The following is a 15,385-nucleotide window of genomic DNA, read 5'->3' on the forward strand; positions in this document are numbered from 1 at the left end:
TCCCGATCGCATGGCGGAGGACGCCGCGGTACATGACGGAACGATGACGCCGCGCGAACCGCGGCCGCAGCGGCTGGTGCTGGTGACCGGACCCTCGGGTGCCGGGCGGTCCACCGCGATCAACGTGCTCGAGGATCTGGGCTTCGAGGCGATCGACAACCTGCCGCTGTCGCTCATCCCGCGGCTGCTGGACGGGCCGGCGCGGCCGGTGCCGCTGGCCCTGGGCCTCGATGTCCGCAACCGCGACTTTTCGGCTTCGAACGTGATCGAACTGATCGACCGGCTGACGCGCAGCCCGCATTTCTCGCCCGAGGTCCTGTTTCTCGACTGCAATGCCGACATGCTGGTGCGCCGCTACAACGAGACGCGGCGCCGCCATCCGCTGTCGCCCGACTCCTCGCCGCTGTCGGGCGTGACGGCCGAGATCGACCTGCTGGCCCCGATCCGGGTTCGGGCGGATGTGCTGGTCGACACCACCGATCTGTCCCCGCATGACCTGAAGGCCGAACTGACGCATTGGTTCGCCATCCGCCAGGATGACCGCCTCAGCCTGTCGCTGCACTCGTTCAGCTACAAGCGCGGGGTGCCGCGCGGCGTGGACCTGATGTTCGACTGCCGGTGCCTGGCCAATCCGCATTGGGATACCGGGCTGCGCCAGCTGACCGGGCGCGACCGCGCGGTGCAGGACTATGTCTGCGCCGATCCGCGCTATGCCGAGTTCTTCGACCGCATCCGCGACCTGATCCTGTTCCTGCTGCCGGCCCATCTCGACGAGGGAAAGACCCATCTTGCCGTCGGGTTCGGCTGTACCGGAGGGCAACACAGGTCAGTCACTTTGGTGGAGAAGATGGCAGTTGCGCTTGCAGAGGCCGGATGGCCGGTGTCAATAAGGCACAGGGAACTCGAGCGCCGCGTGCCGGTGCCGTCATCTTCGGGCGAGGGCCGGGCGGGCGAAGCCGCGGCGGCCCTGTCGGCGCCACGGGATGCGGCCGGGCTGGCGACGCCAGGACTTGGTGAAACGCGTTGATCGGAATTGTCATCGTAGCGCATGGCGGGCTGGCGCGGGAATATCTTTCCGCCGTCGAGCATGTCGTCGGCCCGCAGGCCGGAATCGCCGCCGTGGCGATCGAGGACGATCACGACCGCGCCATGAAGACCGCCGAGATCCAACTGGCCGCCAATTCGGTCGATCGCGGCGAGGGGGTCGTGGTGGTGACCGACTTGTTCGGCGGATCGCCCTCGAATCTGTCGCTGCCTGCCTGCGCCTTTCGCGACCGGGCGATCCTCTATGGCGCCAATCTGCCGATGCTGGTCAAGCTGGCAAAGTCGCGCCACCTGCCGGTGGCCGATGCTGTCGCCTTCGCCAAGGAGGCCGGGCGCAAATACATCAATTCCTACAATGTGCCGCTGGACGCCGTGCTGGACGCGGGAACCCCGGCCACATGAGCGGCAAGGTCACGCGCGATCTGCCAATCATCAACATCAAGGGGCTGCACGCCCGGGCCAGCGCAAAATTCGTCGATCTGGTCGAACGCCATGACGCCCAGGCGATCGTCGAGAAGGACGGTCTGAGCGTGTCTGGCGATTCGATCATGGGGCTGCTGATGCTCACCGCGCCCCGCGGCTCGGTCATCCGCGTGACCACCAGCGGCCCCGACGCCTCGCAGCTTGCCGACGCGCTGGAGGCGCTGGTCTCGGACTATTTCGGCGAGGGCATGTAGGGCGCCGATGTGGTCGAGCGGAAATCCTATCATCACGGCAATCTGCGCCAGGCGCTGGTCGAGGCGACCGCCGCGCTGATCGAGGAGACCGGCCCGCAGGCCTTCACCCTGACCGAGGCCGCCCGCCGCGCGGGGGTGTCCCCGGCGGCACCCTACCGGCATTTCAAGGGCCGCGAGGATCTGATCGAGGAGGTCGCCCGGCAGGGCTTCCTGGAATTCGCCGGCCGGCTCGAGGCGGCGTTCGACCAGGGCCGGCCCCGGCCCCTGACCGCTTTCCTGCGAATGGGCCAGGCCTATCTGGATTTCGCGCGCGCCCGGCCGGGCTATTACATGGCGATGTTCGAATCCGGCCTCTCCATCGCCGGCAATGCCGACCTTGCGCAGGCCTCGGAACGCGCGCAGGGGATGCTGCTGGCCGCCTCGGCCGCTCTCGCCGAACGCCTGCCCGCCGCGCAGCGCCCGCCCGCGCGGATGGTGGCCAACCATGTCTGGGCCATGAGCCACGGCGTGGTCGAACTGTTCTCGCGCGGCAAGCCCGGCGGGCGCAGTTCGGTCGAACCGGCCGAGATGCTTGAAAGCGGCGTGATCATCTATCTGCGTGGTCTGGGCATGATCGCCGACTGATTCTTCGCCGGAGGGCCTTGAAGATGCGTGGCGGGCCTCCATCTATGTAAATGTGATTAACATTAACATGGAGGGATCACCTGATGCACAGCGCATCGCACACCATGGCCGCCTATCCGCTGGCCCCGTCGCGCGGTCCCGGCCCCTTGGGCCGCGCCCGTGACTGGCTTGACGAACGCGGCCGGCCCGGCTGGATCGTCGCCATGATCCTGGGCTTCGTCGCCTTCTGGCCGGTTGGCCTCGCCATCCTCGGCTACATGATCTGGAGCAAACGCATGTTCGGATGCAGCACGCGCAGCCATGCGCCCCGCTATCGCGCCGCCTCGACCGGCAACTCGGCCTTCGACGCCTATCGCGACGAGACGCTGAAACGGCTCGAGGACGAGCACCGCGAATTCGTGGAGTTCCTGAAGAAGCTGCGCGAGGCCAAGGACAAGGCCGAGTTCGACCAGTTCATGCAGCAGCGCGAAGACAAGCCGGCACAATGACCGGGCGATGACGGGCGGGGCCGGCAGACCGGCCCCGCCCGCAACCTAGTCGCCGCGCGGGAACCGCTGGCGGTCCTCCAGCACGTTCAGGTCCATGTGGTTGCGCATGTAGCGTTCCGAGGCCTTCATCAGCGGCTGGTAGTCCCAGGGGTAATAGCTGCCATTGCGCAGCGCCTCGTAGACGACCCAGCGCCGGGCCTGCGACTGGCGCACCTCGGCGTCGTAGGCGTCAAGATCCCAACGGGTCCGCGCCATGGCGCGCATCCGCGACAGCACCGCGAATTCGGCAGGATCGGTGGCCAGGTTGCGGCGTTCGCCGGGGTCAGACTCGAGATCGAACAGCATCTCGGGATCGGCGGCGCAGGCGATGTATTTCCAGCGCCCGTCGCGCAGCGCGACCATCGGCGCGATGCTGCCCTCGGCGGCATATTCCATCGCGACCGGTCCGCGCGCCGCGCCGCGATCCACCAGCGACTGGCCATCGGTCCAGGGCGCCACCTCGTCCATCGACAGGCCCGCCAGATCGCACAGGGTCGGCAGCACGTCGATGGTGCTGACCGGGGTTTCCACGCAGCCCGGTTCCATCCCCGGCGCCGCGATCATCAGCGGCACCCGCGCCGAGCCTTCGAGGAAGCTCATCTTGAACCACAACCCGCGTTCGCCCAGCATCTCGCCGTGGTCCGACAGGAACAGGATGATCGCCTGCTGCCCGGTGCGGTCCAGAACGTCGAGGATCTCGCCGATCTTGTCGTCGACATAGCTGATATTGGCGAAATAGCCCTGACGGGCGCGGCGGACGTGATCTTCGGTGATGTCGAAGGCCTGCCAGTCGCAGGCATCCATCAGCCGCTGCGAGTGCGGGTCCTGATCGGCGTAGGGGATCGGCGCAGGCGCGGCCCGTTCGGGCGCGTCCGCATAGAGATCCCAGTATTCGCGTCGCGCCACGAAGGGGTCATGCGGATGGGTGAAGCTGACGGTCAGGCACCAGGGCCGCGCATCGCCGCCGCGCGCCAGATCATACAGCTTGCGACAGGCGTTGAAGGCCACCTCGTCGTCATATTCCAGCTGGTTGGTGATCTCGGCCACGCCCGCGCCGGTCACCGAGCCGAGATTGTGATACCACCAGTCGATACGCTCGCCCGGCTTGCGGTAATCGGGCGTCCAGCCGAAATCGGCGGGATAGATGTCGGTGGTCAGCCGCTGCTCGAAGCCGTGCATCTGGTCGGGGCCGACGAAATGCATCTTGCCCGACAGGCAGGTCTGATAGCCCGCGCGGCGCAGGTGGTGGGCATAGGTCGGGATGTCGGAGCAGAATTCGGCCGCATTGTCATAGACCCGCGTGCGGCGGGGCAGCTGGCCCGACATGAAGCTGGCCCGTCCGGGCGCGCAAAGCGGGCTGCCGGTATAGGCATTGGCAAAGCGGGTCGAGCGGTCGGCCAGCCGCCGCAGGTTCGGCGCGTGCAGGAAATCGGCGGGGCCGTCGGGGAACAGCACCCCCGACAGCTGATCCGCCATCAGGATCAGGATGTTGGGCTGCAAGCGATCAGCCCTCGACGGCGGCCTTTACCGCATCCAGACCCGGCTGGCCGTCCAGCGTCGTCACGCCGTCCAGCCAGGCCGCGGCGGTGTCGGGATTGGCCGCCAGCCAGCCCTTCGCGGCCTCGCGGGCATCCATCCCCTCGTCGAGGATCTTGCCCATCAGCACGTTTTCCATCGGCACGTCGAAGACCATCTGGCTCAGCAGCCTGGCGGCGTTGGGGCAGGCGGCGACCCAGTCCTTGCGGGCCAGCGTATGCACGGTCGCGCCGCCGTAGTCGGGGCCGAACTGCGCGTCGCCGCCCGACAGATAGGTGATCTCGATCGCCTCGTTCATCGGATGCGGCGCCCAGGCCAGGAAGACCGTCGGGGTGCCGCTGTTGCGGGTGACCTGCGCCAGCATCGCCTGTTCGCCGCTTTCCACCAGCTCCCAGTCGCCCAGCCCGAATTCGTCGGCGTCGATCATCGCCTGGATCGACTGGTTCGCCGGGGCGCCCGGCTCGATGCCATAGATCTTGCCCTCGAAGGCGTCCTTCTGCGCGTCGAGATCGGCGAAATCGGCGACGCCCGCATCCGCGCCGGCCTTGTTCACCGCCAGGGTGAACTTGGCCCCTTCAAGGTTCTGCACCAGCACCTCGATGCTGCCGGCGGCGTCCAGGTCGTCGCGGAATTTCTGCTGCGCCGGCATCCAGTTGCCCAGGAACATGTCGGTCTGGCCGTTCTTCAGCGCCTCGTAGCCGACCGGCACCGACAGCGTCGCGATGTCGGGGGTATAGCCCAGCGCCTCCAGAACGACGGCGGCCACGCCATTGGTGGCGGTGATGTCGGTCCAGCCCGGATCGGAATAGCGCACGGTGCCGCAGGTCGCGGCCTCGTCGGCCAGCGTCGGCATCGCCGCCGCGGCGGTCATCAGCACGGCGAGGGTCGCGTGTTTCATCGTCAGCATGGCAATACCTTCCTGTCGGTTTATTGATTGTTCAGCCAGTCAATGTCAGCCAGCCGCGTCCTGCGCGTCCAGAAACGACATTCAGCGTGTCGGAACTGGCGTCTCGCCGCGATAATCATAGAAGCCGCGGCCGGTCTTGCGGCCCAGCCAGCCGGCCTCGACATATTTGGTCAGCAGCGGGCAGGGACGGTATTTCGTGTCGGCCAGCCCGTCATGCAGCACGTTCATGATCGCAAGGCATGTGTCCAGCCCGATGAAATCGGCCAGCTCCAGCGGCCCCATCGGGTGGTTCGCGCCCAGCTTCATCGATTCGTCGATCGACTTCACGTTGCCGACGCCTTCATACAGCGTATAGACCGCCTCGTTGATCATCGGCATCAGGATGCGGTTGACGATGAAGGCGGGGAAATCCTCGGCGCTGGCGGCGGTCTTGCCCAGCTTCTCGACCACCTCGTGCAGGGCCTTGTAGGTGCCCTCGTCGGTGGCGATGCCGCGGATCAGCTCGACCAGCTGCATCACCGGGACCGGGTTCATGAAGTGGAACCCCATGAACTTCTCGGGCCGGTCGGTGCGGCTGGCCAGCCGGGTGATCGAGATCGACGAGGTGTTCGAGGTCAGGATCGTGTCCGGGCGCAGATGCGGCAGCAGGTCCTCGAAGATTGCCTGCTTGACGGTCTCGCGCTCGGTCGCGGCCTCGATCACCAGGTCGGTGCGGCCCAGATCCGACAGCTTCAGCGTGGTCGCGATGCGGGCCATCGCCGCCGCCTTGTCCTCGGCCGAGACCTTGCCGCGGCTGACCTGCCGTTCGATGTTGCGGTCGATCAGCGACAGCGCCCTGTCCAGCGCGTCCTGGCTGATGTCGGTCATCAGCACGTCATAGCCGGCAAGGGCGAAGACATGCGCGATGCCGTTGCCCATCTGTCCCGCGCCGACCACGCCAACCGATTGAATCGCCATCTTCGCCCCTCGCTTCTGATCGGCGCGACGATAGGGCGGGCCGGATCATGCTGCAATGCAAAACCGCCCCCGCTTCCGGGGGCGGTCGGTGACTGCCTCGGGGCAGGGCCCTACAGCTTTTCGGTCAGTTCCGGGACTGTCGTGAACAGGTCTCCGACCAGACCGTAATCGGCGATCTGGAAGATCGGGGCCTCTTCGTCCTTGTTGATGGCGACGATGACCTTGCTGTCCTTCATGCCGGCAAGGTGCTGGATCGCGCCCGAGATGCCGATCGCGACATAGAGTTCGGGCGCCACCACCTTGCCGGTCTGCCCGACCTGCCAGTCGTTCGGCGCATAGCCCGAATCGACCGCGGCGCGCGAGGCGCCGACCGCGGCGCCCAGCTTGTCGGCCAGGGCCTCGATGATCGCGAACTGCTCTTTCGAGCCGACGCCCCGGCCGCCCGAGACGACCCGGCCCGCCGAGGTCAGTTCCGGCCGGTCGCTTTGCGCGACCTCGTCATTCAGCCAGGCCGACAGGCCCGGATTGTCGCCCGCCGCGATCGCCTCGACCGGCGCCGGGCCGCCTTCGCCCGCCGCGTCGAAGCTGGCAACGCGGATCGTCATCACCTTCTTCGCGTCCGAGGATTTCACCGTCTGGATGGCGTTTCCGGCATAGATCGGTCGCTCGAAGGTCGAGGCGTCGATCACCGCCGACACGTCCGGGATCACCATCACGTCCAGCAGCGCCGCGACGCGGGGCATGATGTTCTTGGCATCGGTGGTGGCCGGCGCCGCGATGTGGTCGTAATCGCCGGCCAGCCCGACCAGCAGCGCCGCCGCCGGCTCGGCCAGGCGGTGGCCGTAAAGCGGGTCTTCGGCGACCAGCACGCGGGCCACGCCCTCGATGGTGGCCGCCGCCTCGCCCGCGGCCTGCGCCGAGGCGCCCGCGCACAGCACCGTCACATCGCCCAGCCCCTTCAGCGCCGCGACCGCCTTGCCGGTCGCATCGCGGTTCAGCGCGCCATTGGTGACTTCACCCAGCAGAAGAACAGCCATCAGATCACCCCCGCTTCTTTCAGCTTGCCCACCAGCTCGTCGACCGAGCCCACCTTGATGCCGGCGCTGCGGCCCTCGGGCTCGCGGGTCGACATGATTTCCAGCCGCGGCGTCACGTCGACGCCGTAATCGGCCGCGGTCTTTTCATCCAGCGGCTTCTTCTTGGCCTTCATGATGTTGGGCAGGCTGGCATAGCGCGGCTCGTTCAGCCGCAGATCGGCGGTCACGATGGCGGGCAGTTTCACCTCGATGGTCTGCAACCCGCCATCGACCTCGCGGGTGACGCGCGCGGCGTCGCCGTCGATCTCCAGCTTGCTGGCGAAGGCCGCCTGGCTCCAGCCCAGCAGCGCCGCCAGCATCTGGCCGGTGGCGTTCATGTCGTTGTCGATCGCCTGCTTGCCGGCGATCACCAGGCCGGGCTGTTCCGCCTCGACCACGGCCTTCAGGATCTTGGCCACCGCCAGAGGCTCGATGTCGGTATGCAGGTCATCGGCGGCCACCACCAGGATCGCCCGGTCGGCGCCCATCGCCAGCGCCGTGCGCAGCGTCTCGGCCGCCTGCTTGACACCGATCGACACCGCCACGACCTCCGAGGCCGCGCCCTTCTCCTTCAGCCGGATCGCCTCTTCCACCGCGATCTCGTCAAAGGGGTTCATCGACATCTTCACATTGGCCAGATCGACCCCCGATCCGTCCGCCTTCACACGGGCCTTCACGTTGTAGTCGATCACACGCTTGACCGGCACGAGAACCTTCATCGGCACCTCTCCCTTGGGCTTGTCGTCATCGTCGGCCACACTGTTAGCGGCTGGTTTTCGTCAGATACAGCGGAAAAGCGTCGTCCGACGCCGCGTTTGCGCCGTCTGCGCTAACATCCGGCGGGATCAGCGACTGGCGCCCGGCACCCACAGCACATCCTCGGTTCCGCCGCCATTGGCCTGCCGGCCGGCGACGAAAAGCCAGTCGCTGAGCCGGTTCAGATAGCGGATCGCGGCGCCGTTCACATCGGCCGCCGCCGCCAGTTCGGTGGCCCGTCGTTCGGCCCGACGGGCGACGGTGCGCGACAGGTGCAGATGCGAGGCCAGCACCGTGCCGCCCGGCAGGATGAAGCTGCGCAGCGGCTGCAGGTCGGCGTTCATCTCGTCGATCTCGGTTTCCAGCCGCGTCACCTGCGTGTCGATGATCCGCAGCACCGGATAGCCGGCGCGGTCGTCGGCGGCCATGTCGGGCCGCGCAAGGTCGGCGCCCAGGTCGAACAGGTCGTTCTGGATCACCGCAAGCCGGGCCGCCATCTGCTCGGCCGCATGCAGCCGGCACAGCCCCAGCGTCGCGTTCAGTTCGTCCACGGTGCCATAGGCCTCGACGCGCGGGTCGTGCTTGGCCACCCGGCTGCCATCCGACAGCGCGGTGTCGCCCTTGTCGCCGGTGCGCGTATAGATGCGGTTCAGAACGACCATCAGCCTTCCCTCAGCCAGATGAACAGCAGGATCAGCGCCACGGCGACCGCCTGCGCGATCAGCCGCCAGCGCATCAGGCGGTTGCCGTGCCTGCGGTTGAACTCGCCACCGCGCGCGAAGCCGCCGATGCCGGTCGCGAGGATCGCCAGCACGACCAGCACGGCCAGCGCGACGACGTAGAACAGCGGTTTGTCGGTCATGGGCACCACCTTTGGCGCGACCCTATCCGCGCCGTGCCAGCCAGTCCAGTGCGCGGGTCGGCAGAAGCCGGCGCCCGGTCGCGGAAATCCATGTCGGCGCCGTGACATAATAGCGCGGGGCCGGGTTCGCGGCGGTCAGCGCGCGGTGGATGCGGTCGCTGACCGCCGAGGCAGGCAGTTCGAACCGGTCCGGCCCCGAGGGCTGGTAAAGCCGCTTCAGCAGCCCGGCGCGGTACTGGTCGGCGCGGGGGCTGTTGCGCCAGTCGATCCAGGTCTCGAAATGCGGGATGGCATTGGCGCGGATGCGGCTGGTGATCGGCCCCGGCTCGATCAGCACGATCCTGACCCCGGTGCCGGCCATCTCCAGCCGCAGCACGTCGGTCAGCCCCTCCAGCGCGAATTTCGTCGCCACATAGGGGCCGCGCCAGGGAATTCCGATCAGCCCCAGGACCGAGCTGATGTTCACCACCCGCCCGCCGCGCTGGCGGAAATGCGGGATCAGCCGGGTGGTCAGGTCATGGGTGCCGAACAGGTTGGCCTCGAAGATCGCGCGCAGGGCGCCGCGCGGCACGTCCTCGACCGCGCCGGGCAGGGCGAAGGCGGCATTGTTGACCAGCGCATCCAGGTCGCCGCCGGCCAGCACCTCGCCGGCCAGCCGCGCGACGCTCGCCTCGTCGGCCAGTTCCAGATGCAGGCACTCCATCCCCTCGGCCCTGCGGGCTGCGATGTCCTCGGGGCGGCGGCAGGTGGCCACGACGCGCCAGCCCGCGGCCTGCATCCGCCGCGCCGCATCCAGCCCGATGCCGGACGAACAGCCGGTGATCAGCACGCGCCGGGTCATCTCAGCCGGGCGCGTCGGCGGACAGGAACTGCCCCGAGATATAGCCGATGCGGCCGTCGCGATCGCGGATATTGACCCATGCGCCATCCGTCGGCCCCAGCGCCTCGACCGCGGCGCCGCCGTCCAGCGCCCCGATCACCCGGTCCCCGGTCGAGGGGCCGGCGCGGAAATTCACCCGGCTGCCGGTCACATAGAGGATCGGGCCGGTCGCGCCCGCGGGCGGCGGCGCGACGGGGGCCGGCGCGGCGCCCGCATGTTCGGGCGAAGGGCGCAGCGGCGGTCCGGGAAAGCGCGGCGCGGCCGGCGCGCTCTCGGCCTGCGGTGCGGCCGGTGCCGGGATCGGCGCGGCCTCGGGCGCGGCTGTCGCTGCGGCCTCGGGCGCCGGCGGCGGCAGCAGCGCGCGGCCCGCATCCTGCGCCGCCGATTGCAGCGCCGCGACCGCCGAGGGCGCGGCCGGCGCGGGCTTGCGGTCGGCGCGCGGATTGCCGCTGCCCTGCACCGAGGCCAGCACATACAGCCCCGCCAGCGTCACCGCGATGAATAGTGCCAGTCTCAACATCCCGTCGCCCGTGCCCCCGCTGGCCATCACCGCATCGATAGCCCATCCGCCCTGTCAACGCCACGCCGCGCGTGACGTTCCGCGCGCGACGCTCCGGGCGATCCCGGGCGCCGGATTTTCCGGCTGGACCGGCGCCGCCCTGCGGCCTATCCAAGACGACATGTCCGACGATCTGCCCCCCGAGCCCGACAACATGCCCGATCCGAACACGCTGTCCGAGCCGCTGAGCCGGGCCATCGGCGAACGCTACCTGACCTACGCGCTGTCCACGATCATGAACCGCGCGCTGCCCGACGCCCGCGACGGGCTGAAGCCGGTGCATCGCCGCATCCTCTACGCGATGCGCGAACTGCGCCTGTCGCCCAGCGGCGCGTTCCGCAAATCCGCCAAGATCACCGGCGACGTGATGGGCAATTATCACCCCCACGGCGATGCCGCGATCTATGACGCGATGGCCCGGCTGGCGCAGGATTTCGCGATGCGCTATCCGCTGGTGGACGGGCAGGGCAATTTCGGCAATGTCGATGGCGACAACCCGGCCGCCGCCCGCTATACCGAGGCGCGGCTGGCGCAGGCCTCCGAGGCGCTGATGGACGGTCTGGCCGAGGATTCGGTCGATTTCCGCCCGAATTACGACGGCACCCTCAGCGAGCCGGTGGTGCTGCCCGCGGCCTTCCCCAACCTTCTGGCCAATGGCGCCTCGGGCATCGCCGTGGGGATGGCGACCAATGTGCCGCCGCACAACCTGCACGAGGTGATCGACGCCTGCCTGCACCTCATCAAGACGCCCGACGCCCGCGACGACACGCTGGCCGGCATCCTGCAGGGTCCCGACTTTCCCACCGGCGGCGTGATCGTCGAAAGCCGCGACAGCATCGCCGAGACCTATCGCACCGGGCGCGGCGCGTTCCGCGTCCGGGCGCGCTGGGAACAGGAAGATCTGGGCCGCGGCCAGTGGCAGATCGTGGTCACCCAGATCCCCTATCAGGTCCAGAAATCGCGGCTGATCGAACGGCTGGCCGAACTGATCCAGACCCGCAAGATCCCGATCCTCGCCGATGTGCGCGACGAATCCGCCGAGGACATCCGCATCGTGCTGGAACCGCGGGCGCGCAATGTCGACCCCGAACAGTTGATGGCGGCGCTGTATCGGGTCAGCGATCTCGAGATCCGCTTCAGCATGAACATGAACGTGCTGATCGACGGCCGGGTGCCGAAGGTCTGCTCGCTCAAGGAGGTGCTGCGGGCCTTCCTCGACCATCGCCGCGAGGTGCTGGGGCGGCGGGCGCAGTTCCGGCTGGGCAAGATCGCGGCGCGGCTCGAGGTGCTGGACGGCTATCTGATCGCCTATCTCAACCTCGACCGGGTGATCGAGATCATCCGCCACGAGGACGACCCCAAGGCCGTGATGATCGCCGAGTTCGGTCTGACCGAGGTGCAGGTCGAGGCGATCCTGAACATGCGGCTGCGCGCCCTGCGCAAGCTTGAAGAGATCGAGCTGCGGGCCGAACGCGACGCCCTGCTGGCCGAGCGCGAGGGCCTGGCCGCGATGCTGGCCGACGAGGCCGCGCAATGGGCCCGCATCGCCGAGCAGCTGAAGGAGGTGCGCAACCTCTTCGGCAAGTCCAGCCCCGAGGGCCAGCGCCGCACCACGATCAGCGAGGCCGCCGATGTCGAGCCGCTGGACCTCGATGCGATGATCGAACGCGAGCCGCTGACCGTGATCCTGTCGAAGATGGGCTGGATCCGGGCGATGAAGGGCCACCAGCCGCTGGATGCCGAGGTCAAGTTCAAGGATGGCGACGGCCCCGGCGCGGCGCTGCATGCCGAGACCACCGACAAGCTGATGATCTTCGCCTCGAACGGCCGCTTCTACACGCTGCCCGCCAATACCCTGCCCGGCGGGCGCGGCATGGGCGAGCCGTTGCGGCTGATGATCGACCTGCCCAACGAGGCCGAGGTGATCGCGCTGTTCCCGTGGCGCGAGGCCGACCGCTATCTGGTCGCCTCGAAGGCCGGCGACGGCTTCGTGGTGCAGGCCGCCGACATCCTCGCCCAGACCCGCAGCGGCAAGCAGGTCCTGAACGGCGAGGGGCTTCTGTGCCGCAAGGTCGCGGGCGATCATGTCGCGGTGGTGGGCGACAACCGCAAGCTGCTGGTCTTCCCGCTGGACGAACTGCCCGAGATGGCGCGCGGCAAGGGCGTGCGGCTGCAGAAGTTCAAGGATGGCGGCCTCTCCGACGCGATCTGCCTGACCCTGGCCGAGGGGCTCAACTGGCCGATGGGCGGCGGCAAGACCCGCACCGAACCCGACCTGTCCGAGTGGCTGGGCAAGCGCGCGACCGCCGGGCGCATGGCGCCGCGCGGCTTCCCGCGCGACAACCGCTTCGCCTGATCCGTCGCCGCGCCGACGCGCCCCGCCCTGCGCGCAACGCGCCCGCCGACCGGCGGCCCACGGCCGGCGGTCAGGTCATGGGCGAGGGGGCCCGCCCCCTCGCACCGCAGGATCGATCGCCGCGGTCGCCCTCAGCGCCGCCGCACCCATTTCCAGCCGGTCAGCATCGGCCGCACCAGATCCTCGTTCTTCCAAAGCCGGTAGAACAGGATGATCCCGACATGCAGGATCACCAGGACCAGGATCACCTGCGCGCCCAGGTTATGCCAGCCCACTGCCTTGCGGGCCGTCGCGGTGGCGACCTGCCCGGCCAGCGGGCCGACATTGATGAAGTCGTCGGGATCCGAGATCAGCCCGGTCGCGACCTGCGCCAGCAGCACCGCCAGCATCGCCACCACCGACAGCGCGCCAAGCGGGTTGTGGCCCGGCCAGTGGCTCGGCTCGCGGCGCGGCAGGTGGCGCAGATAGCCCGCCACCGCCCCAGGCCCGCGCAGGAAACTTGCGAATCGCGCGGATTCCGGCCCGACCACGCCCCAGACCACGCGAAACAGCAGCAGCCCGAGGATGGCGTAGCCCAGCCAGAAATGCAGCGTCATGACGTTCGGACCGAACTGGCCCAGCAGCCAGTTGGCGATGACCAGCCCGGCCAGCAGCCAGTGAAAGGCCCGCAGCGCCGGGTCCCAGACCCGGACGCGGCGGGCTTCGTCAGGCTGGCTCATTGCGGCTTGCGGAAATCGTCATGGCAATCCTTGCAGGCGCCGCCCAGCTTCTGCAGGACCGGGCCGATATTGCCCTGGCCGCCCTTGACCGCCTCCGAGGCGCCCGCCGCCGCCTCGCCAAGCGCCGCATATTCCTGCGCGAACTGTTCGGGCTTCTCCCAGATCGCGGGCAGCGCGTCCGAATCCTCGACCTCGCCATTGGCGGTGCCCGGCGTGAACAGCCCCGCCGCCGCATAGCCGCTCAGCGCCTCGATATTCGCCGCCGCCAGCGACGCGGCGGCCTCGTCATAGGGCATTTCGCCCTTGGCCATCGCGGCCAGCGGCGCCATGTTCAGCGACAGCATCTTCATGAAGCCCTGCCGCGCCTCGAGGATGTCCTCGGCGGACTGGGCGCCGGCAATGGCGGGCAGGATGAAAAGACTTGCAAGGGCGGCTGTCGTGATCCGACGCATGGCATGCTCCTGTTTGAAATGACGAGGAATTCCCCAACGAAACTGTGGCAGAGCGCTTATCCCCGATCAATCCGCCCCTCGCCCGATCACGCGATTGCGATGAAGCCCGGCGGCAGGACGCCGACCGGGCGCCGCAGAACGGGGGCCGCAGGACAGGGGCCTCAGGACGGGGCGCGCAGCGCAGGGGGCGCCGCGCTGTCGCACGACGCCCGCCCCCGGCTTGCCGGGCGAATGCGCGCCTCAGCCGTAAAGCCGCGTCACGCCCACCTCGTCATGGATGCGGTTGATCTGCTCCTCGCCCAGCGACATCGCCTGCGCCAGCGCGTTCAGATAGCGCGCCTCCTCCTTGCTGTCGAAGTCGATCGCCAGCAGCGACATCAGGTAGACCTGCGCCTCGAGGCCCTTCGGCGTCTCGCGCGCCAGCCCGGCCGGATCGACCGGCGCGGCCATCTGCTCGCGGATGAACTGCCGCTCCTCGTCGTCGAGGTCGTCGCCCAGCCGGCCCAGCAGGCGTTGCTTCTCGGCATCGTCGATCTTGCCGTCGGACTTCGCGGCCTGGATCATCGCCTTCAGCATCAGCCCGGCGACGGCGTTCTGTTCGGCGGTCGGCGCGATCTCGGGCTCCTGCCCGGTGGCCACCGCGTCGTTGAACAGCTCGCCGAAGCTGGCATCATTGGTCTGCTGCGCATCCTTGCGCGCCAGGCCGCCGGCCACCCCGCCCGCGGCCGCGCCGCCCAGAAGACCGCCCAGCAACCCGCCAAGCCCGCCGGATGAGCCGGAAGCCCCCTTGCTGCCGCCCGCCAGCTGGCCGAGGATGTCGCCCAGGCCGCCGCCGGCCCCCCCCGTCGTCGTGCCGCCGCGGGCGCTGTTGGTCAGGCTGTCGAGGATGCCGCCCAGCCCGCCCTGCGCGCCGCGCGAATGCGGCCCGCCGTAACGGGTGCCGCTGCCCGCGCCGGGGCTGCGCCCGCCCAGGACCTGGCCCAGGACGTCGCCCAGCCCGCCTCCTGATCCGGCCCCGATGCTGCCCCGCGACTGGCCGCCGAGGATCTGATCCAGCAGACCGCCGCCGCTGCCATGCGAGCCGGCCGTGCGGCCGCCCTGCTGGCGGCTGTTCATGGCCGCGCCGATGCCCTTGGCCAGCATCACGCCCGCCGCAACGCGGGCCAGAGATTTCATCAGGCTCATGGTGATCGTTCTCCCTCAATCGGCCGCGCCGGGCAGCCTGTTTCCCCACGCCAATGCTTGCGGAACGCACCCGGTTCCCGCAAGCCCTTTCGGCGCCGCGCCGGGGCGGTCGCGCGGCCTGTCGCGTGCCCTTGATTTTTCCCCTGCCGCCTTATACATCGCGGCGCACGTCAAATTCGGGGCCATCAACACGCCACGCCCCGCGATCAGGAGGCCGTAGATGGCAAAGGCAAAGTTTGAACGCAACAAACCGCATGTGAACATCGGC

General features: G+C 68.8%; 19 protein-coding genes. 6 read left to right on the plus strand and 13 right to left on the minus strand.

The features are described from left to right. Nucleotides 1-10: 10 nt before the first annotated feature. From rapZ to Q5Y72_RS06805, 5 genes are all read left to right on the plus strand, one after another. On the plus strand, nucleotides 11-1,027 hold the full coding sequence (gene rapZ / locus Q5Y72_RS06785; protein ID WP_305962630.1) for an RNase adapter RapZ: 1,017 nt from the start codon (nucleotides 11-13) through the stop codon (nucleotides 1,025-1,027). After that, nucleotides 1,024-1,446 (plus strand): PTS sugar transporter subunit IIA, encoded by a 423-nt coding sequence (locus tag Q5Y72_RS06790; protein WP_305962631.1) that lies wholly within the window; start codon nucleotides 1,024-1,026, stop codon nucleotides 1,444-1,446. The genes rapZ and Q5Y72_RS06790 overlap by 4 nt, the downstream gene beginning before the upstream one ends. Further along, nucleotides 1,443-1,721 carry an HPr family phosphocarrier protein gene (locus Q5Y72_RS06795; RefSeq protein ID WP_305962632.1) on the plus strand — a complete coding sequence of 93 codons (279 nt, stop codon included), beginning with the start codon at nucleotides 1,443-1,445 and terminating at the stop codon, nucleotides 1,719-1,721. The genes Q5Y72_RS06790 and Q5Y72_RS06795 overlap by 4 nt, the downstream gene beginning before the upstream one ends. Nucleotides 1,722-1,730: 9 nt before the next feature. Beyond that, nucleotides 1,731-2,345: a TetR/AcrR family transcriptional regulator gene (locus Q5Y72_RS06800; protein ID WP_305962633.1), complete on the plus strand. Its 615-nt coding sequence runs from the start codon at nucleotides 1,731-1,733 to the stop codon at nucleotides 2,343-2,345. A gap of 104 nt (nucleotides 2,346-2,449) precedes the next feature. Continuing rightward, nucleotides 2,450-2,833: a DUF2852 domain-containing protein gene (locus Q5Y72_RS06805; RefSeq protein ID WP_305962662.1), complete on the plus strand. Its 384-nt coding sequence runs from the start codon at nucleotides 2,450-2,452 to the stop codon at nucleotides 2,831-2,833. Between the two features lie 45 nt (nucleotides 2,834-2,878). On the opposite strand, the gene betC is transcribed toward Q5Y72_RS06805, so the two are convergent. From betC to Q5Y72_RS06850, 9 genes are all read right to left on the minus strand, one after another. Further along, the gene (gene betC, locus Q5Y72_RS06810; protein ID WP_305962634.1) at nucleotides 2,879-4,372 is read right to left on the minus strand and encodes a choline-sulfatase; all 1,494 of its coding nucleotides are present in this window, start codon (nucleotides 4,370-4,372) and stop codon (nucleotides 2,879-2,881) included. Nucleotides 4,373-4,376: 4 nt separating this feature from the next. Next, complete coding sequence (choX, locus tag Q5Y72_RS06815) at nucleotides 4,377-5,315, minus strand: choline ABC transporter substrate-binding protein (protein ID WP_371930781.1); 939 nt, start codon at nucleotides 5,313-5,315, stop codon at nucleotides 4,377-4,379. Nucleotides 5,316-5,396: 81 nt separating this feature from the next. Continuing rightward, the gene (locus Q5Y72_RS06820) at nucleotides 5,397-6,272 is read right to left on the minus strand and encodes a 3-hydroxybutyryl-CoA dehydrogenase (RefSeq protein WP_305962635.1); all 876 of its coding nucleotides are present in this window, start codon (nucleotides 6,270-6,272) and stop codon (nucleotides 5,397-5,399) included. Nucleotides 6,273-6,382: 110 nt separating this feature from the next. Beyond that, on the minus strand, nucleotides 6,383-7,309 hold the full coding sequence (locus Q5Y72_RS06825; protein WP_305962636.1) for an electron transfer flavoprotein subunit alpha/FixB family protein: 927 nt from the start codon (nucleotides 7,307-7,309) through the stop codon (nucleotides 6,383-6,385). After that, nucleotides 7,309-8,067 carry an electron transfer flavoprotein subunit beta/FixA family protein gene (locus Q5Y72_RS06830; RefSeq protein WP_305962664.1) on the minus strand — a complete coding sequence of 253 codons (759 nt, stop codon included), beginning with the start codon at nucleotides 8,065-8,067 and terminating at the stop codon, nucleotides 7,309-7,311. The genes Q5Y72_RS06825 and Q5Y72_RS06830 overlap by 1 nt, the downstream gene beginning before the upstream one ends. Nucleotides 8,068-8,193: 126 nt before the next feature. Continuing rightward, nucleotides 8,194-8,766 (minus strand): cob(I)yrinic acid a,c-diamide adenosyltransferase, encoded by a 573-nt coding sequence (locus Q5Y72_RS06835; protein WP_305962637.1) that lies wholly within the window; start codon nucleotides 8,764-8,766, stop codon nucleotides 8,194-8,196. Beyond that, a complete protein-coding gene (locus Q5Y72_RS06840) occupies nucleotides 8,766-8,966 on the minus strand; it encodes a twin transmembrane helix small protein (RefSeq protein WP_305962638.1) in 201 nt (66 codons plus the stop codon). Before Q5Y72_RS06840 ends, Q5Y72_RS06835 begins: the two co-directional genes overlap by 1 nt. A gap of 22 nt (nucleotides 8,967-8,988) precedes the next feature. Further along, a complete protein-coding gene (locus Q5Y72_RS06845) occupies nucleotides 8,989-9,807 on the minus strand; it encodes an SDR family NAD(P)-dependent oxidoreductase (protein WP_305962639.1) in 819 nt (272 codons plus the stop codon). 1 nt (nucleotide 9,808) lies between these two features. Continuing rightward, on the minus strand, nucleotides 9,809-10,363 hold the full coding sequence (locus Q5Y72_RS06850; protein ID WP_305962640.1) for an SH3 domain-containing protein: 555 nt from the start codon (nucleotides 10,361-10,363) through the stop codon (nucleotides 9,809-9,811). Between the two features lie 163 nt (nucleotides 10,364-10,526). Between Q5Y72_RS06850 and parC the strand changes: the two genes are divergently transcribed. Next, nucleotides 10,527-12,761, plus strand: a complete 2,235-nt coding sequence (gene parC / locus Q5Y72_RS06855) for a DNA topoisomerase IV subunit A (RefSeq protein ID WP_305962641.1) — start codon at nucleotides 10,527-10,529, stop codon at nucleotides 12,759-12,761. A 131-nt stretch (nucleotides 12,762-12,892) separates the two neighbouring features. Here parC and Q5Y72_RS06860 read toward each other — a convergent pair whose 3' ends face one another. The 4 genes from Q5Y72_RS06860 to Q5Y72_RS06875 form a co-directional block, all read right to left on the minus strand. Beyond that, a complete protein-coding gene (locus Q5Y72_RS06860) occupies nucleotides 12,893-13,480 on the minus strand; it encodes a cytochrome b/b6 domain-containing protein (RefSeq protein ID WP_305962642.1) in 588 nt (195 codons plus the stop codon). Continuing rightward, nucleotides 13,477-13,932, minus strand: a complete 456-nt coding sequence (locus Q5Y72_RS06865; RefSeq protein ID WP_305962643.1) for a c-type cytochrome — start codon at nucleotides 13,930-13,932, stop codon at nucleotides 13,477-13,479. Before Q5Y72_RS06865 ends, Q5Y72_RS06860 begins: the two co-directional genes overlap by 4 nt. 240 nt (nucleotides 13,933-14,172) lie before the next feature. After that, entirely contained in the window at nucleotides 14,173-15,117 is a 945-nt protein-coding gene (locus tag Q5Y72_RS06870; protein WP_305962644.1) for a DUF533 domain-containing protein, read from the minus strand. Nucleotides 15,118-15,132: 15 nt separating this feature from the next. Then, nucleotides 15,133-15,385: hypothetical protein (locus Q5Y72_RS06875; protein WP_305962645.1), on the minus strand; the 253-nt coding region annotated here is incomplete at its 5' end.

The organism is Paracoccus spongiarum (assembly GCF_030732095.1).
GTDB lineage: Bacteria > Pseudomonadota > Alphaproteobacteria > Rhodobacterales > Rhodobacteraceae > Paracoccus > Paracoccus spongiarum.

Coding starts and splice junctions, on each gene's coding strand:
- rapZ (WP_305962630.1), top strand. CDS start 11: ATGGCGGAGGACGCCGCGGTACATGACGGAACGATGACGCCGCGCGAA.
- Q5Y72_RS06795 (WP_305962632.1), top strand. CDS start 1,443: ATGAGCGGCAAGGTCACGCGCGATCTGCCAATCATCAACATCAAGGGG.
- Q5Y72_RS06805 (WP_305962662.1), top strand. CDS start 2,450: ATGGCCGCCTATCCGCTGGCCCCGTCGCGCGGTCCCGGCCCCTTGGGC.
- choX (WP_371930781.1), bottom strand. CDS start 5,315: ATGCTGACGATGAAACACGCGACCCTCGCCGTGCTGATGACCGCCGCG.
- Q5Y72_RS06820 (WP_305962635.1), bottom strand. CDS start 6,272: ATGGCGATTCAATCGGTTGGCGTGGTCGGCGCGGGACAGATGGGCAAC.
- Q5Y72_RS06825 (WP_305962636.1), bottom strand. CDS start 7,309: ATGGCTGTTCTTCTGCTGGGTGAAGTCACCAATGGCGCGCTGAACCGC.
- Q5Y72_RS06830 (WP_305962664.1), bottom strand. CDS start 8,067: ATGAAGGTTCTCGTGCCGGTCAAGCGTGTGATCGACTACAACGTGAAG.
- Q5Y72_RS06835 (WP_305962637.1), bottom strand. CDS start 8,766: ATGGTCGTTCTGAACCGCATCTATACGCGCACCGGCGACAAGGGCGAC.
- Q5Y72_RS06840 (WP_305962638.1), bottom strand. CDS start 8,966: ATGACCGACAAACCGCTGTTCTACGTCGTCGCGCTGGCCGTGCTGGTC.
- Q5Y72_RS06845 (WP_305962639.1), bottom strand. CDS start 9,807: ATGACCCGGCGCGTGCTGATCACCGGCTGTTCGTCCGGCATCGGGCTG.
- parC (WP_305962641.1), top strand. CDS start 10,527: ATGTCCGACGATCTGCCCCCCGAGCCCGACAACATGCCCGATCCGAAC.
- Q5Y72_RS06860 (WP_305962642.1), bottom strand. CDS start 13,480: ATGAGCCAGCCTGACGAAGCCCGCCGCGTCCGGGTCTGGGACCCGGCG.
- Q5Y72_RS06865 (WP_305962643.1), bottom strand. CDS start 13,932: ATGCGTCGGATCACGACAGCCGCCCTTGCAAGTCTTTTCATCCTGCCC.
- Q5Y72_RS06870 (WP_305962644.1), bottom strand. CDS start 15,117: ATGAGCCTGATGAAATCTCTGGCCCGCGTTGCGGCGGGCGTGATGCTG.